Origin of the sequence: Enterobacter cloacae complex sp. SHL020, from assembly GCF_049236945.1 — a bacterium.
GTDB lineage: Bacteria > Pseudomonadota > Gammaproteobacteria > Enterobacterales > Enterobacteriaceae > Enterobacter > Enterobacter dykesii.
This window is the reverse complement of record NZ_JBMKJF010000003.1, coordinates 284,582-307,412: the sequence shown is the minus strand read 5'-3', so window position 1 is coordinate 307,412 and position 22,831 is coordinate 284,582. Positions and strand designations below refer to the sequence as shown.

18 protein-coding genes are annotated in these 22,831 nt (G+C 54.3%); 3 read left to right on the top strand and 15 right to left on the bottom strand.

Annotated features, from left to right (window positions below):
* Positions 1–17: 17 nt before the first annotated feature.
* The 12 genes from ACOTZB_RS10295 to ACOTZB_RS10240 form a co-directional block, all read right to left on the bottom strand.
* On the bottom strand, positions 18–494 hold the full coding sequence (locus tag ACOTZB_RS10295) for a hypothetical protein (RefSeq protein WP_421627067.1): 477 nt from the start codon (positions 492–494) through the stop codon (positions 18–20).
* Positions 495–545: 51 nt separating this feature from the next.
* Positions 546–1,028 carry a hypothetical protein gene (locus ACOTZB_RS10290; protein WP_421627066.1) on the bottom strand — a complete coding sequence of 161 codons (483 nt, stop codon included), beginning with the start codon at positions 1,026–1,028 and terminating at the stop codon, positions 546–548.
* Between the two features lie 11 nt (positions 1,029–1,039).
* Positions 1,040–1,738 (bottom strand): hypothetical protein, encoded by a 699-nt coding sequence (locus ACOTZB_RS10285; RefSeq protein ID WP_033144530.1) that lies wholly within the window; start codon positions 1,736–1,738, stop codon positions 1,040–1,042.
* Positions 1,739–1,756: 18 nt separating this feature from the next.
* The gene (locus ACOTZB_RS10280; RefSeq protein ID WP_421627065.1) at positions 1,757–3,151 is read right to left on the bottom strand and encodes an SUMF1/EgtB/PvdO family nonheme iron enzyme; all 1,395 of its coding nucleotides are present in this window, start codon (positions 3,149–3,151) and stop codon (positions 1,757–1,759) included.
* A 130-nt stretch (positions 3,152–3,281) separates the two neighbouring features.
* On the bottom strand, positions 3,282–4,463 hold the full coding sequence (locus ACOTZB_RS10275; RefSeq protein WP_421627064.1) for an ABC transporter permease: 1,182 nt from the start codon (positions 4,461–4,463) through the stop codon (positions 3,282–3,284).
* 31 nt (positions 4,464–4,494) lie between these two features.
* Positions 4,495–5,181 (bottom strand): ABC transporter ATP-binding protein, encoded by a 687-nt coding sequence (locus ACOTZB_RS10270; RefSeq protein WP_421627062.1) that lies wholly within the window; start codon positions 5,179–5,181, stop codon positions 4,495–4,497.
* Positions 5,181–7,136, bottom strand: a complete 1,956-nt coding sequence (locus tag ACOTZB_RS10265) for a vWA domain-containing protein (protein WP_421627060.1) — start codon at positions 7,134–7,136, stop codon at positions 5,181–5,183. The genes ACOTZB_RS10270 and ACOTZB_RS10265 overlap by 1 nt, the downstream gene beginning before the upstream one ends.
* 8 nt (positions 7,137–7,144) lie before the next feature.
* Entirely contained in the window at positions 7,145–8,104 is a 960-nt protein-coding gene (locus tag ACOTZB_RS10260; RefSeq protein ID WP_421627058.1) for a hypothetical protein, read from the bottom strand.
* 6 nt (positions 8,105–8,110) lie between these two features.
* Positions 8,111–10,774: a putative virulence factor gene (locus tag ACOTZB_RS10255; RefSeq protein ID WP_337279663.1), complete on the bottom strand. Its 2,664-nt coding sequence runs from the start codon at positions 10,772–10,774 to the stop codon at positions 8,111–8,113.
* The gene (locus ACOTZB_RS10250; protein ID WP_421627056.1) at positions 10,774–13,779 is read right to left on the bottom strand and encodes a virulence factor SrfB; all 3,006 of its coding nucleotides are present in this window, start codon (positions 13,777–13,779) and stop codon (positions 10,774–10,776) included. The genes ACOTZB_RS10255 and ACOTZB_RS10250 overlap by 1 nt, the downstream gene beginning before the upstream one ends.
* Complete coding sequence (locus tag ACOTZB_RS10245) at positions 13,780–15,153, bottom strand: SrfA family protein (protein WP_421627054.1); 1,374 nt, start codon at positions 15,151–15,153, stop codon at positions 13,780–13,782. It abuts the gene before it with no gap.
* A 247-nt stretch (positions 15,154–15,400) separates the two neighbouring features.
* Positions 15,401–16,621, bottom strand: coding sequence for a VWA domain-containing protein (locus ACOTZB_RS10240; RefSeq protein ID WP_421627052.1), 1,221 nt, complete (start codon positions 16,619–16,621; stop codon positions 15,401–15,403).
* 332 nt (positions 16,622–16,953) lie between these two features.
* Between ACOTZB_RS10240 and ACOTZB_RS10235 the strand changes: the two genes are divergently transcribed.
* A complete protein-coding gene (locus ACOTZB_RS10235; protein ID WP_421627050.1) occupies positions 16,954–18,075 on the top strand; it encodes a JmjC domain-containing protein in 1,122 nt (373 codons plus the stop codon).
* 99 nt (positions 18,076–18,174) lie between these two features.
* On the opposite strand, the gene ACOTZB_RS10230 is transcribed toward ACOTZB_RS10235, so the two are convergent.
* The gene (locus ACOTZB_RS10230; protein ID WP_421627048.1) at positions 18,175–19,593 is read right to left on the bottom strand and encodes a PLP-dependent aminotransferase family protein; all 1,419 of its coding nucleotides are present in this window, start codon (positions 19,591–19,593) and stop codon (positions 18,175–18,177) included.
* Positions 19,594–19,769: 176 nt separating this feature from the next.
* On the opposite strand from ACOTZB_RS10230, the gene ACOTZB_RS10225 reads away from it, so the two are divergent.
* On the top strand, positions 19,770–19,931 hold the full coding sequence (locus ACOTZB_RS10225; protein ID WP_193805122.1) for a DUF1127 domain-containing protein: 162 nt from the start codon (positions 19,770–19,772) through the stop codon (positions 19,929–19,931).
* 40 nt (positions 19,932–19,971) lie between these two features.
* On the opposite strand, the gene ACOTZB_RS10220 is transcribed toward ACOTZB_RS10225, so the two are convergent.
* Positions 19,972–21,360: a PLP-dependent aminotransferase family protein gene (locus ACOTZB_RS10220; RefSeq protein ID WP_421627047.1), complete on the bottom strand. Its 1,389-nt coding sequence runs from the start codon at positions 21,358–21,360 to the stop codon at positions 19,972–19,974.
* A 102-nt stretch (positions 21,361–21,462) separates the two neighbouring features.
* On the opposite strand from ACOTZB_RS10220, the gene ACOTZB_RS10215 reads away from it, so the two are divergent.
* Entirely contained in the window at positions 21,463–21,942 is a 480-nt protein-coding gene (locus ACOTZB_RS10215; RefSeq protein WP_008501331.1) for a carboxymuconolactone decarboxylase family protein, read from the top strand.
* Here the strand turns inward: ACOTZB_RS10215 and ACOTZB_RS10210 are convergent.
* A complete protein-coding gene (locus ACOTZB_RS10210) occupies positions 21,929–22,831 on the bottom strand; it encodes a LysR family transcriptional regulator (protein ID WP_421627045.1) in 903 nt (300 codons plus the stop codon). The genes ACOTZB_RS10215 and ACOTZB_RS10210 overlap by 14 nt on opposite strands.

Here is a 22,831-nt window from a genome sequence, read left to right as displayed (position 1 = left end):
ATCCTGAAAATTATGTATTAATCAACATAACCGTATGTTGCATCATCACCGGTGTCCGCTTCTTTTACGAGGTCTTGACCGCGATATTCATTAGGTAAAAAACCCCCATTAGTGCACTCTTTTTTCATGATGAGCTTTTGGTTTTTATATACTTTCAGGCCGGTATAATCCCATCCTTTTCCCGTACCGCTATAAACAACATAGCTGTAGTTGCCATTGATGAAACGATAATAATAAGCGCCTCCACCCGAGAACGTCATTTCACCCAGGCGAACCTGAGTTTTGTCTCCCTTATTTTGGGGGAGAGTCATTTCTACTTTTTCAAGTGAGCCGTAATAATAAGTAGGAACATCGTTATCCAGACGGACGATAACGTATTTTCCGTTCGTGAGTTCGCAGTTGAAAATAAGTTCAGGCTCAGGCGGTGCAGCATGAACGCTTGGAATTGTCGCCAGAAGTGTCAATAATCCAGCAGAGAGTAATTGAGATTTCAACGTTATTTTTCCTTAGCAGGTAAAGCAGCCGGTACCCCGGCTGCTATTTTATTATTGTGAAGCCAGTGTTTCTTGTAATTCATTCAGCTGTCCCTGCAGCTTCTGCAGTTCCATCTGTTTTTGCAATTCGGAAGCGCTTGGTTTGTTTTGCACCTCCTTCATACTTTTTTCCAGTTCTGCAACTTGCTTTTGAGCATCAGCCCGGCCAGCTGTTTTTTTCTTCAACTGGGCGACCAGATTGTTCATCGACTTTTGCAGTTCTTGCTGCGATTTTTGTTTACTGGCTACGTTGGCATTGCTCAGTGCTTTCTCTTTTTCAATCGCATCATTCACCGCTTTGAACTCTTTATTCAGTTCCTGATCGTGTTGCAGCGTTTTTTGTTTATCTTCAACGCGCTTATCCCAGGTGCCGGAGTAGTTGCAGTTAAATTTGGTAATAATGCTGACATCACCGGTTGTCGGGTCACAATCTCGCGCGTTAGTGGCACAGCCGGCTAATATGAGTGCGCTGAGTGCAAGAAAAATATAACGCATTGCTATTCCCCTCAACCGACTTTCAGCGCGGTGCGCTGGGTATAGAGGCTATCGAGCTCGCCCTGCAGGGAGCCAATTTTGTCGCGCATCAACGCAATCTCGCTATCCAGATTTTGGGTATCACTGCCGGATTTGCTCATGTCTGCAGAAACGTCCTGCCACTGCTTCTCATGTTTTTTCATGTCGGTGATGGTGCCGCGAAGGTAAGCAATGTTGGCATCCACTCCTTTAATTTGCTTCTGTACGGCGTCTTTTTTCACCGTGTTTGCAGCCATATCTTTTTCTATTTGAGCGAGGGTCTTTTTATCAGAGTCGATAACCGATTTTGCAACGCTGGTTGCGTTCTGAATGCGTTTGTTTTCGGCTTCAACATCCTTAATCGTTGCGTTTAACTGCAGCTCTTGGGAGGCGTATTTTTTGCGCTGATTATCCAGATAAGCGTTAGCCCCCATACCCACACCGCAACCGGCGATAGCGGCGGCGGCCATACATACCGCTTTGTTGCTGGAGTTACTGACAGCGCAGGCCAGTGCGCCGATTACCGCGCCGCCAGCACAGGCCTGCCAGCCTGATTTATTGAAAAACTCAACGTCCTGATTATTGGCAAGGCGCGGGTCGACGCCGCCACTACTTCCCGTACTGCCATTCTGGCACCCCGCCAGAAATACCATCATTCCTGCTATCACTGCTGTGCGAATAACCTTTAACATTCCAATCTCCTGAACTATTTAATTATTTTTTTTACATGAACTAAGCCACGCCTCGCGCGCAACTTTTCCATCTTTCCAGTACCCCTGAAGATTCTTCCAGTAGGTATCGAGATAACCGTTAAGGTTGGTTTTTCCGCGTGCAGCCATCTGTTGCAATACGACAGCGACCTGCGGTTCGATGAGGGGTTTGTCATAGGTTGTGCCCATGTCTACCAGGGTGTCAGCGTAATAACTGGTAATAAAATCAAGGGCTTTTTGATGTTGACCAAGCTGTTCCTGACGGCGGGAGCAATTAGCATCAAGCTGGCTGCCTGCGGCACAGGTTTTGGTGAAGAGCTGGTTGAGACGATCGTAAAACTCGCCGTCATCTTTCATTTTTGTGCACAAAAAGGCGCCCAACTGTAACGATGTGCGTATTGCCTGATCCCGTTGTTCATCCCGAAGCTGGCTATTTGCGCGCAGCTCACCACGCAGTTGCTCAAGTTGTTTCTTCAGTGCGTCATCCTGGACTTTTACCGAGATAGCATTCAGGTTTTTTAGCGAATCATCAGCTTTGCCTGCAGGTGTCTCCTTTTTACCCGTGCCTAATGATTGCCACTCTTTTTCAATCTCTTTCACCCGCTCGCGTGATGTCAGGGTTGTGGAAACTAAAACCAGACGAACACCGGTGCTTTTGGTCGTATTCTCGCCTGTATTGGCATAGTACGGCTCCTCTCCACGCAGTGAACTGCGGATATCCGCCTGAGGAGTCATATAACTGCCCCCCCGAACGACATAGCCCCCAGCCTTACCATGCAGGCGATCGAGCTTGTTCAGGCGGAACGGGTCAAACATCATCTCTGCTGCGTTGCCCAGTATGTCGTGCAATCCGAGCGGGTTAGGTTTCAGCAGGCCGGTAAGCTGAAGTTTTCCATTTGCAGACTGTGCCCCCGCAAACCAGACATAACCGTTTAATCCTTCAGGCATGGGGAAGTGGCGATCGCGGAACTCTGCGGGGGAAACCGCGAGCCCGCCGCGTGCAGCAAACTCCCACTCGGTTTCTGTCGGAAGCCGTAAAAATCCCGCCTGACCATCATCTTCAGGCAGTGCAGAAAGTTTTTCTTTTCGTAACCACAGGTTGTATTGATTTGCGAATACCATGGCATCCATCCAGCCAATACTCACCTTCGGTAAACGTCCTTTCATATCCGTCGTCGGGCATTCCCCAGAAAGCGCGCGATACTGCAGGTCGCTCAGTTCATATTTGGCCATCAGGTAATAACGGCCCTTACCACCCTTCTCCGGGAAACTGCCAGCAATGTGTTCCTGGCGAGATTGTTCAACGTATCCCCAGTCGTCGCCTTCTTGCCCCAGCGTGATGTTGTAATCTTCCAGCGGTTTATTCAGCGGGATAGCGACTTTGCGAAATGCCATGGCACCGTCGCACGGCATAGGCAATATCACGTCATCGGCCAGAGGTTTTGGGTTCCAGAACTTTTCATCCCAGGTGGCTTTCGCCGCGCAGGCGTACCCGAGTCCAATGATAGCCAGGCTCATCGCCAGTTTAGATTTCACGTAAACTCTCCGCAGGTTCGATTTTCAGTGCGCGCAGTGCTCCGATAGCGGCCACGCCTAACGCCACGGTAAGGACACAGAGCAATGCGGCGATAAAATGAATGGGGTCAAGGTGACAGACGAATGCCTGGTCCGGTAAAGAACTGCCCAACACATGGTTGAACAATGCGCTGCCCAGCAGGTAGATGATCACACCCAGTCCGTATGAGACGCCGGTCAAACACAGCGCCTGAATAATAATAAAAAGCGTCACAGCGCGACGGCGAAAACCCAGAAGGCGCAGCACGGCCATATCTTTGCGCTTACGATCAATGTTGGCGATGAAGGCACCGACTAACGAGGCGATGCACCCTGATGCAGAGATCCAGGCAATCACACCAAAGATAATCCCCAGCACACGGTCGATGGCACGCACAGACTCAATTTGAGCTGACTGAGTGATAGCCTCAATGTTCTGAGTCTCCAGCCACCGCGCGAGGAGTGAAACGTCTTCTACCGAACTGGCATAGATACGTGCTCTTGAATAGCGGGTTCTCTCTCTGGGCGGCTTGCCATCGCTGACCCCCAGCAAGGGAGCCTGAAAGCCATCGCGGTAGTCTTCCAGAGCAACAAGCAAAGGCAATGTAATAAAGGCACCTTGACGTGAAAATTTTGCGTCATCCAGCACGCCGGTAACGGTTAAAGCGAACGTGGCGCGTTGGTTTTTCCCTTCGCTTTTTCGGCTCACCATCAGGCGCAGGATATCTCCTGGCTGCACGCCAAGGCGCCGTGCCGCACTGGCGCTGAGTACGGTATCGCTGTCTTTGACCGGTGCTCTGACATCCTGTAAAAGAGGATCGCCTTTGGCCGTCGGGATCACTTCAGCACCCGGGACAAAGTGTTGCCCGTCCCGGACCAGATCGGCCTGAGTGTTCAGCGAACGGGTTAACGGAATCGAAAATCCGACTTCTGAACGGCGGGCGAGCTTATCAAGCCAGGCAAGATCATAATTACCATTACCCGTTATACGTACTTCCCGGGTGCGAGGGTCGTCGAGAAGCTGATGGCGAAGCTGACTGACAATGCCATTCTTCAATCCGAACAGCAGCAATAACGGTGCGATAACGGCAATCAAAGAGAAGATGATGCACAGCGCGACCTTGCGATCGTGAATGAGATCGCGCAGAGCCATACGGCATAGCAGGGTGCCTGACGCTGGCATATCAGCTGGGTAAGAAGACACTTTTTCCCTCTCCGGTCACGGCCTGATATCGGTCAATCCCAAATTGCGTCACGCGCTGCCAGTCGTGGCTCACAACAATGGCTGCCATATCCAGTGAGCGCACCATGCCGATCATCAGGTCAAACAGCCGGTCTGCATTATCAGGATCCAGCGCCGCAGTCGGTTCATCGGCAAGGAGTAAGCGTGGCTGGTGGGCAATCGCACGGATGAAGGCAACGCGCTGGCGCTCGCCGATAGAAAGCCGGGAAGGCATTCTTGTCAGCAGCGGCCGCACGCCCAGGCTGTCGATGGCCTTATCGAGCCAGGCTGACTGTAGGCTAAGTCCTGCCAGCCTGCGAACCAGAGTGATATTTTCTATCACGGGTAACCAGGGCAACAAGCCGCCGTGCTGTAGCATAAACCCAAGCTCGCGTGCGCGAAGCGCGGCCAGGACAGGCTCGTTTTCAGCCATGAGCGGTATTGAAATATCGCGACCGGCGAGCCGGTACTCGGCAAGATGCGCTGGGCGGAGGATCGCCCCTATCATCTCCAGAAGCGTGCTTTTACCGCACCCGCTAGGCCCGGTTAGAGCGACCACCTCTCCCTTTTTCAACGAGAGGTGCGGGAGGGCGACGCTATAGCCATGCGTTCCGCCCCGGCTGATCTCCATATCGCGGATCCTCAACATCAGGGCAGGTTCTCCAGAGGTACCGGATAAACGTTATCGCGTGGGTCGCTATCGGGCGCTAATGCCACCCAACGGTCTACATCCTGGTTGTAGCGTTGATAGTAATTAAGCTTGGTATTCAGCCTGCGGATGAAACGCTCCTGCTCAAGGCCATCCCAGCTTTTCCAGGTTTCTTCATCCAGGCTCAATACTTCGCTGAGGTAAGGTAAGCTCTCGATATATTCACCGAGCAGTCCCATCTCTCCGAGGCGGGTCGCATTTTTCCCTTTCGCCTGGTTTGGATCGTTGCCCATGGTTGCCGCCAGAGAACGCAGGCTGGCAAACATGTCATCCGGAGAGATCATCCCCTCATTGGCGGCATTGACGATCTTCTTCATGACATCGCTCAGATCGCTGAGCTCGCTTTTCGTGAGCAGTACGCGCACCTCGGTCGCCGGGATGTTTTGGTCAATCAGATCGCGGTCGCTTATCCATGACTTGAATACCGGTGGTGCCGTGGTGCCTTGCTTTTCACCCAGATAGGCAAGACGCATTGCCTTACTTAACTTGTCGGCATCACTGAGCAGGGGATCTTCTTTCTTACCGGCATATTTAGGGTTTGCCCCCAGCGCGCTCCCCGCCGTTTCTTCGCCGCTCCAGGCTGTTTTAATCTGGCCGGTAATGGCATTCGCCAGGTTATCGACCATACTACCGAAGCTATTTACATCACCTGAATCAATAGGATAGTAGAGCGGTTTGTGCAGGAATGGATTTAACGTCAGTTCCTGATACTGGGCTTCAGCAGAACTGTGATTTTTCTTACCATCAGAGGTTTTCAGATGTAACGCATACAGCGCAACGCCGCGATAGGCGGCTTCCTGACGCACCTGGGCGGCATCCAGATGGGTTGACGAGAGCTTATCTGTGCCATCAAGCGCGCCTGCGTCAGTAATCAGTACAACGTAGCGGGCGCCAAACTGCGTCCAGTCCACTTTGTCCAGCGCTGTCATGACCCCGCCGTAGGCATCTTCATCAACCTTGCTGCTGGAAACGGTAGCCTGCTTCAGGTCATGTACTTTAGCGAGGAAGTCTTTACCATCTTTAACGGTATTGGGGTCGACATACATCTTGCTGTCGTATTCAAGACCCGGAACCGCTTTCACGCTGGAGCGGAAAGCTACCAGGCCAAACTTGACCTGATCCTGTAAGTGTTCCTTCTCGATCCTCTTGTAGATCTTATCGATCGCCTCTTTGGTGCGATCGATATACGGCCCCATCGAGATGGTGGAGTCGATCACAAAGACAACCGAGGCGGAGAACCCTTTCATCATGTTCTTTTCATCAGCAGCGGACGCGGCCTTTTTTGCGGGCGACTTTTCACTGACGGAGGCAACGTTGAGTACACGTACCTGGAAGCCGGTATCGGTAAACACATCATCTGAGCCAAGAACAGGTAAGAGATAAAAGTTTTTTAACTGATCCACCATGTAATCAGGCTCGCGTGCCAGAACCTGCGGGACCGGTTTATGGCTGCTCAAACTGTTGAGCATTGGTTGCAATGTTGCCGCAGGATTTTTGCTGTTCAGAAGAGACTCAACGTCGGATTTCTCTTTAAAGAACAGCATCGGGTGTCGGCCAGCAGGATTGGTAAACGCCAGCGTCAGCTGCATTTTCCAGTCAACGGTGCAGGAGGATTTCATCCAGCCAGCGGTATGACCAAAGCTGTCCGGCCCAACCTGCAGCCACGTGTCCTGACCCTGCGTTGTCCTTTGGTAAACATAAAATCGACTAAAGGCCGGCTGCTCTTTACCTGCTTCACCTGCGTTGGCGGACAGCTGGCAGCCTGGGTAAGTCAGTACCCGCTGGAATAACGCATGTTTACCTTCCTGCAAAAGCGGCTGTTTACCCGCGGCACAGGCGGGGGATGCCAGCGTTGCGGCACACACCAGGCTACTGAACCAATGCATGTATTTCATTGTTTATCCTATTTCTTTAGCTCAGCTAAACGGGCTTTGGCCTCGTTATTCTGCGGATCCTGATTTACAACCGACTCATACCAATACGCCGCTGTCTCTGCGTCAGGATTGAAGCATCCTCCTGGTTTTGCGGTTTTCGGGTCATATTCTTGTGCATAACGAACGGCTATCTGCGTATCGCCGGACTGGGCTTTATAGGCGTAAAGGCGCTGAGCGATATCGCAATGTTTTGCCGCTTTCGCTTTTGCGATGACGTCCAGCAGTTGTGCACTACTTGGCTGGCTACGCAGGCACCCTTTAACGAACGCCATTTCATTGCCGCTCGCCATTTGTTCATCACCACACGGCCCGGTAGTTTTCGCGACGGGCGCGGGAGGTGCCGCTGGAATTGCAGGCTCTGGCTTACGGGTAAACCACCACCCAGCAGCGGCCAGCAGGAGCAATAGAATGGCTAATCCCGCAAATAACGGCAGCTGACTTTTCGGCTTCTGCGGCTGTTGAGATACAGGCTTTTCTGCGGCAGGTTCTAAAACGACAGGTTCCGGTTCTTGAGCGGACATCGGCTGTACGATGGGGGTATCATTCAGCGTCTGTATATTATCCGGGAGTGGGTTTTCACCACCAGCCTGGGAGCTAAGTAGCCCTTCAGCGATGGTTAGAATCCCCACATCGTTATTACTTCCATCTTTGATGGTGATGCGATAGGCCGCCTGACGGTTGGCGAGTAGTGGATCGATCAGAGAAGGGCCGACCTGAACGCAGGGGGTCTCCTCATTTTGTATCAGTGGAGGAAGGGCGAGGAAAATCTCGCCACTGACCCAATCACCGTGGCTATCCAGATACAGGCGATCCTGATTACGTACTACCGAGATTGTGACGCCCTCGGCATCGCCTTTCCAGCCTTTCAACAAGAGTAATGCGAATCCTGGTTGTATAGGGTTCAGCGTCTTAAGTTCAGGTTTGATCACGTCCAGTTACTCCTTTGCCGATTTAATCTGGCGGAGAATGACGCCCAGATTTTCGTTCTGCGCGACGCTAATCTCGCGTCCGGCAGAATGGCCTGCGTTTTCGGTAATGAGTGCTTCCAGTCCAACCAGCCAGTCGATGATAAAGAAGGCACTGTAGTTCAGCTGTTGCGGCGTCAGGCGTGCGAGGCGTTCATCACCTTTCCAGACCACGCTGTCGCACGTTGGTGGACGGGTAAAGATCGGCTGTTCGGGCTGGTTGAGACGGGCCGGGCGTTTCGATTCCGGTATATTTTGATAGCCCAGCCAGGTGATGAAATCGCTCATCACGTGAAGCACGCGTGAAACCTGACGCTCGACCATACGTTCGCGACGAACGCCAGCCTGCTCGGTATTTTTTATTGCATTGACCAGCGCGTCCTCGACACGTGAACGCAATAACCCCGTGATCAATTCGTCTACCAGCGCTTCGGCAATCGGGCGCGGAAGACTGATGTAGTTGAGCATGGCTGCGGTTTCAGGTAGGCCGCGCAGATGGTTAATCCAGAGCTGAACGCTCTGGTGCGCGAAAGCGATCTCATGGCTGTGCGTCGTAACCGCTGTTGCGCTGCTTTCGAAAGCATCTTCCACACCGATATCAAAGAATCCTGCATCTTCTTCTGCTTCAGGCGCAGACAGGGTCGTTTGCTGCATGTAAAGTGCATGGAGATCGCGGCGTGCCGGAACCAACCGCGCCAGCAGTTCGCCGTGCATGCCGCTGCGTTTTTTCAGTGTGGCAAGGATCTCTTGCGCAATTCGGGATTTTCTGGACAGCTCTTCTTCACCGTCCGGCTGATACCAGTTCCCCAGACCCCCTTCGACCAGTTCGTGGCGGATCTCGTCGAGCTGTTCTGCGATCCGCTCCAGTTTCAGTTCAGGGCGGGCGACGCGGGCCAGATAATCGGCCATTCGGCGCATACCACCGTCGTTGAGGGTGAGCATCGCATCCCAGGCTTCAGCAGGGTTCGCGATGTAGCGAGCGACAGCTTCATCTTCAAGGAAGGTTTTCCGCATCAGTGCGAGCTGCCCGCCATTGTCGTCGTTGAAAGCCGCTTCACTACCTGCGTTCATGCGGATAAAGGGCGTTTGCTGGCGCGGTTTGCGCACCAGGAACGTGTTATTGAACGCCTGGCCCTGGCTCCATTCCTGCATCCATTTGTACTGGCCAAAACGCTCGGTCATCGCCATTTTGATCATCCCGCCAAGCCCCCAGGACTGGCGAAGAAGTGCTTCGTCATGGGAAAGGTTTTGGCTAATGCGCAGATCAAACATGGTTAATGCCCAGACAAGGCCAGGTAAGCGACGACCACGCGCGTCGGCATCGGCGCCCTGGGTGTAACGGATCCACTCGTCCAGCACGCCGCCCACTTCTTTGACATCAGACTGTTTTGTTGAGGCCGTACACACCACCAGGACATTCATCTCCTGGTTTTCGGTATAACGTTCAAAAAGATAGGCCACTTTTCCGCGCAAAATTAACTGCGCTAGCGGGTTGCTCTCTGCATTTTTAACCTCGCGAGTGACATCACTCATGGACTCCACCGCCAGACGGCCGCGATAACCCGGGAAATCAAGCAAGTCGACGCTTTCGAAGATTGTTTCGCGAGGCGGAGCCATTAACGGGATATGCAATTCAACGGTAAGCGCAGTGAGCTCTGCCAGCGATAGCGAAATAGACGCACCCGTTTGCCCATTTACCACAGGACAGACTTCAATAGTCTGATCCGACGGGGTATTCAGCCGCTCCAGCATATCGACGTTCATGATGCTATCCCGCTGGATAAGCAGGCCGTTTTCGTTACGAACCAGTGTGCTCAGTGGGGCACGCAGCTCCTGCACTCCACCGAGACGCTGTAGCGTGTTGGCAAAACGGATATAGGCATTGGTTAGTTCTGGTACTTCGCCCCATAAAACGGAGAAAAGCTGGCCGCGATCTTCAACAGAAAGCCATGGTGCGAGGCTTACTGCCTGTGGCCAGTAGGTCAGGGCAAAACGGCTTTGCGTTTTCTCAGCATGGCGGATGAGGTAATCCCAAAAAGAAACTACGTCATCTTCGGTCACGCCAGGGCTGCGGGAGGTCAGGCGTCGTTTCGACAGGGACGTTAACAGATCGCTGATGCGTTTTTCATCGAACTGCCAGTCAAATTTTTCCTGGTTGAAGTCATGGATGAATGCGTTGGCGAGGATCTTCCCCATTTCCACTTCGTTGAAGAGCTGTAACGTGACAGGCCAGCGGTCGTCTGTGCTCTGATCACTGCGGCTAAACCGGGTAACAAGACCCGTCGCCTCTTTGCCGCCGCCTGGCGGGTTGATGTGGGTTAGAAAATCGAGCTGATTGCCGCCGAGGCGTGTTTCCAGCTTTCCGTTTTCACCCGCAGCCAGCGCGGAAATGAGATACGATTTGCCTGCCTGCGACAAGCCAAAGAAGCCGATTGTCATCGGTTTCGCTGCGGCCTGCGCCAATCTGCGTGCTTTGTTACGGCTGCGGCGCAAGTTCATGGTCAGGCGATCCGCTTCAGTGTTCAGGCGCGGCGCGTCCTGACGAACGCTTGCGATCCAGTCAATGGCCCGGCCTGCACCTTGTTCTACGCCATTCCAGCCCTGGATAATGGTGTTGGGATGAATAGTGCTCATTAGCTTTTAATACTCCCGCTATCCAGCCAGTAATGGGTTTCACTCAGCCCATTACCGACCATTGTGTTCAACTGGAATGCAACATCTCTACGACCATAACCGCGCTGTGCGTTTTTCATTTCCATCGAGCCAATCTGGAAGCGCTCCGGACTGACCGGTTCTTCGCTACTACGTCCACGTCCCTGTTCTGCGGTTAAAACGATGCTTATTACAGCATCACCCGACAGCTCGCTAGCCAGGTTCGCACTGGTAATTTTTAGGGTGTAAAGTGCGGTCGATGGCCAGCGTTCGTTATCAAGCTGGCGGAAACCGATACGCACTTCCCCCCGTGCTTCAAAGCCTTTCCCTTCCGGTAACTGGAAATCAGCGGAGTCCAAATCAACGTCGCGATAGGCGACATTGCTGTCTTTAATCACATTGTTTCCATCAAGCATCCCGACATAGCGGATGGTTGAATAAGGCTTAAAGTTCGCGGTGCGGAAGAAGAAGTTGTTGAGTCTGGATTTCTCCGCTAGCAGGCAGAGCATCGCCCCCACAACGGCTGTCGATTTCGGATCGTCAATGCATCCTTTCTTGTTAAACGGATACCAGCCACCGGTTTCATAACCGTGGAGTGGCAGCACGCGAGAAGGGGGAACAGGTTGAAGCTGGCGAATGAGCGCTTGAATTCCCGGCAGGCGGGATGGACGACCGGTTAAAAGTAGTACATCGCAGTTGTAGTGCCAAAGCACTTCGCACAACGCGCGCAGGCTGTGGCAAATGTTCATTCGCCCGCTGCGAGGGTCGATAAATTCATTGTGCAGACGCGCAAGATCCAACTCCAGCGGTACATCCAGAATGGAGAACGGTACTTCGCTCGCAAGCTGTCCGGAACGGGCAACGTCGTTGACGTAATCCTGTACTTTCTCGGTTGGAAGATTATCGGCAAGTAGCTCACGGAAGGTGTAATTCAGTATCTCCCGCCCATTTTCCGGGGAGTACTCTTCATAGCGATGCAAAATAGATAACGCCAGAGGCGCGAAGATCTGAAGTGTAAGCTGCTGACGTAATACCTGTTTTCCGGCTTCGATCGATTCACTACCGAACAGTTGTGACATCATTGATTCGGCTGCAAGATCGCTGTGGCCGACTTTGGTCATGGCCGCTTTTACTGCTGGCTGGAGGAAAAGCCGTATAACATCCAGCAGTATGTCGTCGCCTGCTACCTTAAACCCTTCACGGAAAAGCTGTTTCGGGGTAATCCGGACGTTAATGCCCTGGCCTTCATCCAGCGTGTAGCGAGAAATGACGAGGTCGGTCGTTCCTCCGCCAATGTCAATCGACGCGATTTTTAATGAGCGTGTATCGCTGGTGTCTTTTTGAGTATCGGGACGGCGAGTAGCTGCAAAAAATTCGTCCGTGCGACCGCCAAAGTAGTTCTGCGTTTCGTTATAGAGATATACCAACTGCCCACAGGTGGCTTCGTCCCACTTCACGTGTACACCTGGATGGGCGTATTTCAAGCACTGCGGGTCATCGCCTTCATAATCCATCTCTTCCCAGCCGAGCGCTTTCCAGACCATGCGGATAGCGTCATGCATGCTCTCCTCAAAGATAGCGCGCTCAGGCTTTGGCATCGCCGGAGGGACAGTCATAATGACATTTCGTAAACGACGCGGTGTGCTGGCGTGGTTCATCTTCAGCCGCTGTGAAGGGCTGTTGATTTGCATGAGAGCCTGGCTTAATACCTCTGACAACATCATCGTCATCAGCGAGCTACGACTGTATACCGGCGTGAAGACGGGCATACGGTCTTCTTCATTTTTCAGGCGAATGAGCAATTTCCCCTGATCGTTGACCATATACAGCAGCGGTGCTGCAGTGGCTAACGGCTCTCTGTCACTTTTCACGAAGGCCTGGCTAAAGCGCCATCCCGGTGAATAGGGTTGATCGTCCCAGAGGTAGCGTTTAGGGCTGGAGATCCCTGTTGAGCCCTCGGTACCCAGGCGTTGAGCCGCCATTCTGAAGGCTTCTCCGCCGACGCGTCCAATGGTTGGCCATGTGAAGGCATCGCTGCGCCCGCTTTTTAGCGAGAAATCCTGCTTGCCGAATTCGGCCTGGGCAAACTCGAGACGGCTGTCAAAAGGCTCGTTATAAACAAATTGCGGTTGGCTCAAATCTCGGAGCTGAAGCTGATAAAGTTGAGAAAGCCCTTTATTATCGTCACGATGTTCTTCGATCAGGATGCCGCAGCTACGTGAGTTACCAATGTCCAGTACGAGGTCTACAGGTATCGCTGAGTCCCGGATTTTGACGTCGTTGACCTGTACTTCAGGAACGACAATCGTCGTCGCCAGGACATGCAGCAGGTTAAGATAATGCGCCTGATGTTCCTTCTGCAGCAGTTGTTCATCAATGTCATCAATATGTTGGCGTAATACTTCGCGAGCCTGAGTACTGAAAATTTCCCGTAGCCATTCATTCACCCATGGCAGTGAGAGAAACTCCCCCATCTCGTGAGGATGGCGTGCCAGAGCAAATCCTGCGCCTGAACGGATATCATCCTCGCCCGGTGCGAGATACTGCGTATTCTCGCGATCCGGGAAAATTTTGGTATCAAAAATCAGAGTAGCGCGCCAGGTATTGCCCTTTTCATCCGGCTCAGGCAGCTCATGGAACTGGACGCGTGACCAGTTATACGGCCCGTGAGCAAAGGCTCGTGGCGGGTTGAAGCGGAAAAATGGCAGCGGTAACCAGAGGCCGCGATAGAGGCGTAGCGACTCTTCGGTCGTCAATGTGTAGTCGGAGTCTGCGTAGCGAGGAGGTTCGCTGTCAGGCTGAGGGATCTGCAGCTTATCTTCCCTCTCATTATAGATAAGCCGCATAATAGCCTCGTCACCCTGTTGACGAAGAAATTCCCCATATTCTTTACGCGTTGGCAGGGTAAAGGCGAAATCAAGGAACTGGATCCCGCTGTCGCGAATAAGTTTGACCTGTTTTTTAAAATCAGTGAGTTCAGCGAGCATTTACTGACTTGCCTCCTGCTTCATCGAAATAGGGAAAAGTGTTTTGGCGTCGTAACGGCCTTTGCAATCCGCAATGTTTTGCGCGCCGGGAGCACACAGAATTTCTGGCATTTGGTAGCGTGACCCATCGGAGCACTGTGCTTCTCCCTGATTGTTGATGGCGAGATGACCTGACTGAATGGCCGCGTTGACCGCGCCACGACAGGTCACACCGTCGCCACGGATCATCTGTACTTCGCCCTTACCGTTATTAATTTGGTAACTCAGACTAAGGGGCTTTCCTGTGCGTTGATCCTGAATACCAGCCCCTGCGTGCCAGTTCCCGTCCAGAAAACGGGTGTTTCCTTGGGCCAGTGAAGATGCAGGCAGGGTCAACGGGACTTTAGCGCCAGTTGAGGTATTGGCTGATGGCGCTTCGAGAGCAGGTGCTGTTCCGCCGGGATGAGGGCTATTCGTGGCTGACGCAGGATCCACAGCAGATGCCGTTGCTGCTGCGCTTTGTGACGGCGTTTGTAATGCTGATTGCTCTTGTGACGTTGTGAGTGAAGTGCCCGTGGCGCTTAAAATCTTACTGCCCGTAGTCGAATGCAGGTTCGCCTTAGACGTTGTTGTGCTGATGACGGCCCTTGACGACGGCGCAAGAGATTCGGCTGTTGGAAGGTGGGGCGCGGGCAAAGCGGGTACGGAAGATGAAATACCAGGGATCGTTATGCCTGGCATGCAACCCCGTAAGAACAGTAACGCTAAAAGGAGTAACAGAAGTAGCGGCAGTAGCCAACGCAACCATGCGGGTAAGAGCAACCACCAGCGTCTTTTGGCGTGCCTTTGATGCGTGAAAGTGCGTTCTGGTATCACCGGTTCAATACTGGCTGATTGCGGAGGCAAGGCTGTAGATATTGGACGCAAACAGTCTAACGGCTCGATGCGGGCCTGGTTAGTGGCGTTCACAAATCCCCAAAAACTGATGACCGGCTTTCCACCTACCAGCCACACGTGCTGCTGATCGGGGAATTGCATCGCTTTTTCAAGTAATTTCCCAAAGAGCCGGCGTTCCGGCTGCTGGCTTTGGGCAAATTCATTACTTATCTGGCGAAACGCTGCATGGGTGGTTTCGAGTTGCGCGAGCGCGGCATGGCGCTCAGCTTCCGTTGCGGCCGTCCATGGAATAACGTCACCGGCCAGCGGGGCATACCAGTCGATTCGATCGCCATGCTCGCTGATTTGCGGGATGGCTAAAGTGTCAGCAACCGCCGTTTGTTTTCTAAGTCGTAGGGTTTCACGCAGCTGTAATGCGGAAATATATACTGCCTGTCCATTCTCACCCATCGACTGATATTTATCGAGCTTGTCACTGCATAGAAAAATTTCTTTCACGCTGCATGCCTTTGCTGTTAAACGAACAAGTGAAAGCAAGTTCCACTGTGGAAAAGGACGCCGCAAATACGCCGGGTAATCTGCGTCATTTGTTTATGGCAACAAAATATTGACTATTATCGGCAAGTGGCCGAAAACATTTAGACCTAAACTAAACTTATTATTGGGACGTGCGCCTATCCGATTACCGCAAAAAGTTTCGCTGTGAAACTATATTTCTGACAATGTATTCATTTTCTCTAATGTGTTAATCACAACCCTGCGGCATATATTCCTTCACGGCGTTGTTCATCATCTTATTAAACTCCTGCGTATTATTGACAGCAAATACCTTTCCACCTGTATTGCTGGCAATACAGTTTCCGGCGCCGGTATTCATGATATCGACAACATTGACCTGTAATCGGGGCTTACGTTTTTTTAGCTCAAGCGCGACATCGCAAGGCGAGCCTCCGCATGTCTCTTCCCCGTCCGTCACCAGTAAAATTATGGCATCACGGTCAACGCCATTAACTCTTTTCCCCGCCTCTTCTAACGCCTCTGCCAGAGCGGTTTTACCCACCGGCTGGATTTTATCAATTAACTTTTTTAGCTCAGCGCGTTGTTCCGGCAGGAAAGCCGGAGTTGCGCTCACCTGGTGGCAATTAGCTGCAGCAATAAGGCTAATGTCCATGTCATTTGGCACGTCATCGATAATGTGTTTAGCGGATTGATGCGCGAGCGTAATGCGACGAGGTTCACGATCGATACCGGGTACAGGTTTATCCTGCATCCACCGCATTATCTCTTCTGGTGTGGCATCCATGCTCATGGCCATAGAGCCAGAAGCATCAAAAATAATAACCATTTCAGGTGCCTGCTGTTTTGTCCGCTGTGCCGGACAGAGCATTTTAACCTGATGCTCAGGGGCTGGCTGGACGGGAGAAACGGCAGGAGTGGCTACTTTGACAGTCGGCCAGCAGCCGCGCAGGAGAACAAGAGCCAGAAGCAGAGCCAGTGCTAAAAGCCCCAGCCATAACCACCCACGCTTTTTAGCCAGCGGTTCTGCCGGCAACTTAGTTTCAGGCATTATGTCCCAGCCTGTAATCACAGGCTGACCGTCAACGATCCATATTCTTTCTGGTGAGGGCTGTCTGGCTATTTTTGCCAGTAACTGCAGTGTTTCGGGAGAAGCCTGCGCGCTAGTCGAGAGTGTTTGATGAAGTTGAGTGAGTGCCGCCAGCTTTTGTGAGAGGAGTATGGCGATTTTGTCTCGCTCAACGACGTTTAAAGCGTTAAAGCGTTGGGGTTTACCATTTATTTCGCTATACCATTCAACCGCACCATCTTCAGCCTGCTGAGGGCGGGCAAAAAGATTGAGATAAGTTTTAGAAAGGTATCGGTCAATAAGATTATTTAAGGCAGAAAACGTTGAAATATATTCTTGTAAGCAATGTTCGCTTTCAACAGTCCTTGTGATTCTAATCATTGCCTTTAATGAGCCAGGTATGCAAAAGAAAATAGCTTAGAGCTAAATATAAAGAATGACAATCTCTAATGCTAATCTTGTTCTTAAAATTAAAAAACTACCAGTTTTAAGAGGTAAGATGCCTTGAGTAAAAGTAAACGTCCGACGGGAGAAAAGGTTCAGGAAAAATTATCATTTAAGTTTTACTTTAATACCACTTCACCTAATGACCAGGTTTAATCATTGCCAACACGCGCGTGGCAGGCAAATCATCTGCGCTTGACCCACGACAAAGCAGCCCTCCACGCTCTCCACCATAATCGCGCCTGTTTCCCCTCTCACTGGTGCTACCCATGGCGTATCAACTCAACCTGAACTGGCCGGAATTTCTTGAGAAATACTGGCAAAAACAACCCGTAGTGCTGAAAAATGCCTTCCCGAATTTTGTCGACCCGATCACCCCGGACGAGCTGGCAGGGCTGGCGATGGAGCCGGAAGTCGATAGCCGTCTGGTGAGTCATTTCAACGGCAAATGGCAGGCCAGCAACGGGCCGTTTGAGCACTTTGACGATCTGGGCGAAACCGGCTGGTCGCTGCTGGCGCAGGCGGTGAACCACTGGCATATGCCCGCGGCGGAGCTGGTGCGTCCGTTCCGCGTTCTGCCGGACTGGCGTCTGGATGACCTGATGATCTCCTTCTCCGTGCCGGGCGGCGGCGTGGGTCCACATATCGACCAGTACGACGTGTTTATCATTCAGGGAATGGGCAGCCGCCGCTGGCGCGTGGGTGACAAGCTGCCGATGCGTCAGTTCTGCCCGCATCCGGCGTTGCTGCATGTGGATCCGTTCGAGCCGATCATCGACGAGGATCTGGCCCCGGGCGATATCCTCTACATCCCGCCTGGATTCCCGCACGACGGCTTTACCCATGAGACGGCGCTCAACTACTCCGTCGGTTTCCGAGGGCCGAACGGTCGCGATCTGATCAGCAGCTTCGCCGATTACGCGCTGGAAAACGATCTGGGCGGCGAGCACTACAGCGATCCGGATCTGACCTGTCGCGAACACCCGGGCCGCGTGGAGCAGTACGAGCTCGATCGCATTCGTCAGATGATGATCGACATGATCGGCAAGCCTGATGATTTCACGAAGTGGTTCGGCAGCTTTGTCTCGACGCCGCGCCACGAGCTTGATATCGCCGCCGCCGAGCCGCCGTACGCGCCGGAAGAGGTGCTGGACGCGCTGCAGGGCGGCGAAACGCTGTCCCGCCTGAGCGGCCTGCGCGTGTTGAACGTTAACGGCAGCTTCTTCATCAACAGCGAACAGCTGGAGACGGTAGACGCGAAGGGCGCGGATGCGCTGTGCCGCTACACCGAACTCGGTCTGGCCGAGCTGGGCGATGCGCTGAAAAAACCGGCGTTTGTTGAAGAGCTCACCGGGCTGATTAACCAGGGATACTGGTACTTCGACGAATAACCTACCTGTTGCTCGGTGGCGCTGCGCTTACCGGGCCTACAGGATCGGTTTTCACCCTCTCCCTGTGGGAGAGGGCCGGGGTGAGGGCATCAGGCCGCACTAGCCCTCCTCCATCGCAATCACAATCGCTTCACCCATCTTCTTCAACGCCTCGCGATTTTTGTCCGTTGGCGGCAGCGCCACGTTGATCCGCAGACAGTTGCGGTACTTCCCGGAGGCGGAAAACAGCGACCCGGCCGCGGCCTGGATCTTCAGCCGACACAGCTGTTTGCTGACGCACACCATATCCACGTTTTCCGGCAGCTCAATCCACAGCAGGAAGCTGCCCTGCGGGCGCGTGACGCAAATCTCTGCCGGAAAATACTGCCGCACCCAGCAGGTGTAGGTTTCCATATTCTGCTGATAAATCTGACGCATACGGCGCACGTGGCGATGGTAATGGCCGTCGCGAATAAACGCCGCCACCGCCATCTGCGTGCCCGGCACGTTAAACCCGCCGGCGGCGTATTTCATGTGCATCACCCGGTCGTAGTAGCGTCCTGGCACAATCCAGCCGACGCGCAGGCCCGGCGCCACGGTTTTGGTAAACGAGCTGCAGAGGATCACGCGGCCGTCGATATCCATCGAATGAATGGTGCGCGGGCGCGGGTACTCCGCCGCCAGCTCGCCGTATATATCATCCTCGACAATCACGATATCGTGCCGCTGGGCGAGGGCCAGCACCTGCTTTTTCCGCGCTTCCGGCATGATAAACCCGAGCGGGTTATTGCAGTTTGGCACCAGAATCACGGCCTTGATCGGCCACTGTTCCAGCGCCAGCTCTAACGCCTCGATGCTGATCCCGGTCTCGGGATCGGTGGGAATTTCAATCGCCTTGATGTCAAACCCGCGCAGCATCTGCATGGTGCCGTGAAACGACGGCGATTCTACCGCCACGATGTCCCCCGGCTTGCACACCGAGAGCAGGGCAATCGACAGCGCGCCGTGGCAGCCGTTGGTGATGACAATCTCGTTCGCTGCCACGGTGGAGCCGCCGTCCAGCATCAGACGGGCGATCTGCTCGCGCAGCTCCAGGCGGCCGTCGAGCACGTCATAGCTCAGCATCTCGGCAGGGTTATGCTGCGCTATGCGGCTCATCTCGCGCCACAGGGGCTTCAGGCTCGGCTGGTTAATGTCCGGCGAGCCGCCGCCAAAGGAGATCATCTCTTTGTCGGCGCGGGCGTCCAGCAGCATCATCACCTCATCCCACTGGGTGACGTCCACTGGGCGCTGTACCGGGCGCGTCATGGCCGGGACGGGGGGCTGGGCCTTGCGCTGTGAGACAAAATAGCCGGAGCGCGGCTGGGGCGTGATGAGCTGGAGGTTTTCGAGGATCTGATAGGCCTGCTGTATGGTGCTGATGCTCACGCCGTGCTCCTGGCTCAGCGCACGCACCGACGGCAGACGTTCACCGCTGCGATACAGCCCTTGTTCAATGCGTTCTGCCAGAAGGTTGGCCAGATGTTGATAGCGCGTCATGCTGTATCCTTTGTTTTCACCATACAGATTGTAAAACCAGTACAGATTGCCGTAAAAATTGGCATGCAGATACTGTTTTAGCGGATCTGTATGTTAAACAAAAGCTGTTTTTGAGTCTGTATTGCACAGGTCGATTTCCAGGATGATAACCCCACTGGTACAGCGAGGAGAGCATCATGGAATTCTACGAAAATCGTTCAAAACGCCCGTTTGTCGTGTTTGTCTGGATCGGCAAAACGATCTGCAACTGGTATCGCATCAACCGCACCCGTCGCATCCTGAGCCGGATGAGCGACGAGCAGCTCAAGGACGTCGGGTTGTCGCGATATGATGTATGAGCCACGTCATCGCCGGGCGAGCGTAGCGCACCCGGCGATTTCAGCTCAACAGCGCAAGCGTCTGCCGCTTCGGCCTTTCCAGCAACTCCACCGCCTCTTCATACGACCGCACGTTGTTATAACCCATCACCAGCCCGTAGCGTTTGCCCGACCCGCGATACCACTCCGAAAGCGCATTTACCTGCAGCTGCTGTTCCTGCCAGCAGCGCGCCACTTCCCGGTCACCGCTGCCTTTGGTCAGGAACGCCACGATATGCATCCCGCCGTCGTTTTGCTCGGTGAAAAACAGATCACCATACATCTCGCGCAGGGCGGCAATCATCCAGTCGCGGCGGGTCTGATACAGCGCGCGCATCTTTTTCAGGTGACGGAAAAAATGCCCTTCGTTGAGAAACGCGGTGAGGATCTTTTGCGTCAGCACCGGCTGGCCGCTGGTGGTAATGTCCGCGCAGTCGGTAAAGGCCCCGACGGTGCTGGCGGGCATCACTACGTAGCCCATGCGCAGCGACGGCATGATGGTTTTACTGAAGGTGCCCATAAAAATCACCCGGTCGTGCTGGTCGAGGCTTTTCAGCGACGGCAGCACCTTGCGGGTGTAGTGAAACTCCCCGTCGTAATCGTCTTCGATGATCCACGCCTCGTTCTGGCTGGCCCAGTCGAGCAGCTGCTGCTTGCGCGGCAGGGAGAGGGTGACCGCCAGCGGGCTCTGGTGCGACGGGGTGACGATGGCAAAACGCGCATCGCGATGGTGACGGAGCAGGTATTCCGTGTCGATACCGCAGCGATCGACCGGTACCGTGTGCAGGCGCGGCACGATCCGCTTGAGCAGCTGCTGGCCCATAAAATAGCCCGGATCTTCAAACACCACCTTGTCGCTGCGACTGGCAAGCGTGTCGAGGATCAACCGCAGGCTGCCGCTGTAGCCGCTGGTGATCAGCACCTGCTCGGCGCTGCAGGAGAGCCCGCGCGAGATGTTGAGATAGCTGGCGATGGCCTGGCGCAGAGGATACCAGCCAAGAACGGGCGGATTGAGCATCTCCTCCTGACGCATGGCGCGCGTCGCCTGGCCTGCCAGCAGCAGCCATTTTTTATACGGAAAGCTGTCGAGGGCAGGGATGCCGGGACGCAGAAACCCAGCTCGTTCCCGCTGGCTGATGAGCGATGCCGGGAGCGTGCCGGTGGGCTGTTCCGCGGAGGCGTTCTGCGCGGGCAGCAGAAGATCCGGATTTACCCGCGTGCCGCGCGCGCCCTGGCTCACCAGATACCCTTCCCCCGTCAGAATGGCATACGCCGTTTCGACGGTTTTACGCGCCACCTTCAGCTCTTCCGCCAGCACGCGGATGGCGGGCACCCTGTCGCCCGGCTTCAGCACGCCGCCCGTGATGTTGTCGCGATAGCGGGAATAAATCTCGTGATAGCCCGGCTTCATGTCCTACCTCATTTCACGCTTTTTGTATCTTTTTACTATGTCATGAACGGCGTAGATTTGCCGCATCGCATGACATATGCCGCACAAAAAAGAGGAAAGACAATGAGCACTCGCGTTAACCACCATAAAGCTACACCTGCCCTCGCCAACGCGCTGTCTGCCCTGAGCATGGAAGTGGCAAAAACCTCCATCGACCCGGCGCTGAAGCACCTGATCGACATTCGCGTGTCGCAGCTGAACGGCTGCACCTTCTGTCTGGATATGCACTCGAAAGAGGCCAAAATCGCCGGCGAGCGCGAGCTGCGCCTGTACCATCTGGCAGCATGGCGCGAGTCTCCGCTGTTCAGCGCCCGCGAGAAAGCCGCGCTGGCCTTCACCGAAGCGCTGACCCAGATTGGCGTTCACGGGGTTAGCGACGCGCTGTACCGCAGCGTGGCGGAACACTTCTCGGACGTGGAGATTTCAGAGCTGAACTTCGCTATCGTGGCGATCAACGCCTGGAACCGTCTGGGGATCACCTCCCGCATGGCGCCGGGCTCGCTGGACGCGGCTTATGGGCTAAACAAGGCTAACCTGGAATAATCCCGCGCTCGCGGATCGTTGCCACCAGCGCCCGTAGCCCTGGCGGAACGTGGCGATGGCCAGGGTAGTACAGGCGCAGTCCGGCAAAGGGCTGCGCCCAGTCGTTCAGGACGCTCACCAGTTCTCCACGCTCAAGCTCATCCCGGATATACAGTTCCGGCAAAAATCCCACCCCTAATCCCGCTTTTACCGCACGGATCGAGGCAAACAGATCGGACGTCGCAAAGCGCGGCGGCACGGCAAGGGCATACGTTTCACCCCGACGCGCCAGCTCCCAGCGGTAGATCCCACCGTGGGCCATGCGCATGCCGATCCCCTGATGCTGCAGCAGATCGTCCGGCGTTTGCGGAATACCGTGACGGGCAAAATAGTCCGGCGTGGCGGTGACCAGCTGGCGGATCTCACCGGTCAGCGGCACGGCGATCATGTCCTGCGGCACGGACTCTTCAAGGCGGATCCCCGCGTCGTAGCCTTCCGCGACGATGTCGATCATCCGCGCTTCGCTGACGGTCTCTACGCGCATCTTCGGATAGCGGATCATAAAGTCGATCAGCAGCTGGTCCAGAAACAGGGTGCCGATATGGTTCGGCACGTTCAGACGCAGTGTGCCGGCGGGTTCCCCGGTGTCGCTGTGGATCTCTTCGCTGGCGAGACGGATCTCCTGCAGGGCCGGGCCGATACGCGCCACGTAGCGCTGCCCGGCGTCGGTGAGCGCCACGCTGCGGGTGGTGCGGTTAAAGAGGCGGGTATCAAGGCGGCTTTCCAGCCCGGCCATGGCGTTGCTTACCGCCGTGGCGGACATGCCCAGCTCCTGCGCTGCGCCGCGAAAGCTGCCGCGCCGCACGACGGCCATCACCACTTCCAGTTCTGTCAGACCTGAACGATGCAT

Bases quoted from the DNA above. Each gene is read 5' to 3' on its own strand.
- ACOTZB_RS10290 (WP_421627066.1), bottom strand. From the start codon at position 1,028: ATGCGTTATATTTTTCTTGCACTCAGCGCACTCATATTAGCCGGCTGT.
- ACOTZB_RS10285 (WP_033144530.1), bottom strand. From the start codon at position 1,738: ATGTTAAAGGTTATTCGCACAGCAGTGATAGCAGGAATGATGGTATTT.
- ACOTZB_RS10280 (WP_421627065.1), bottom strand. From the start codon at position 3,151: ATGGCATTTCGCAAAGTCGCTATCCCGCTGAATAAACCGCTGGAAGAT.
- ACOTZB_RS10275 (WP_421627064.1), bottom strand. From the start codon at position 4,463: ATGGCTCTGCGCGATCTCATTCACGATCGCAAGGTCGCGCTGTGCATC.
- ACOTZB_RS10270 (WP_421627062.1), bottom strand. From the start codon at position 5,181: ATGTTGAGGATCCGCGATATGGAGATCAGCCGGGGCGGAACGCATGGC.
- ACOTZB_RS10265 (WP_421627060.1), bottom strand. From the start codon at position 7,136: ATGAAATACATGCATTGGTTCAGTAGCCTGGTGTGTGCCGCAACGCTG.
- ACOTZB_RS10255 (WP_337279663.1), bottom strand. From the start codon at position 10,774: ATGAGCACTATTCATCCCAACACCATTATCCAGGGCTGGAATGGCGTA.
- ACOTZB_RS10250 (WP_421627056.1), bottom strand. From the start codon at position 13,779: ATGCTCGCTGAACTCACTGATTTTAAAAAACAGGTCAAACTTATTCGC.
- ACOTZB_RS10240 (WP_421627052.1), bottom strand. From the start codon at position 16,621: ATGATTAGAATCACAAGGACTGTTGAAAGCGAACATTGCTTACAAGAA.
- ACOTZB_RS10235 (WP_421627050.1), top strand. From the start codon at position 16,954: ATGGCGTATCAACTCAACCTGAACTGGCCGGAATTTCTTGAGAAATAC.
- ACOTZB_RS10230 (WP_421627048.1), bottom strand. From the start codon at position 19,593: ATGACGCGCTATCAACATCTGGCCAACCTTCTGGCAGAACGCATTGAA.
- ACOTZB_RS10225 (WP_193805122.1), top strand. From the start codon at position 19,770: ATGGAATTCTACGAAAATCGTTCAAAACGCCCGTTTGTCGTGTTTGTC.
- ACOTZB_RS10220 (WP_421627047.1), bottom strand. From the start codon at position 21,360: ATGAAGCCGGGCTATCACGAGATTTATTCCCGCTATCGCGACAACATC.
- ACOTZB_RS10215 (WP_008501331.1), top strand. From the start codon at position 21,463: ATGAGCACTCGCGTTAACCACCATAAAGCTACACCTGCCCTCGCCAAC.
- ACOTZB_RS10210 (WP_421627045.1), bottom strand. From the start codon at position 22,831: ATGCATCGTTCAGGTCTGACAGAACTGGAAGTGGTGATGGCCGTCGTG.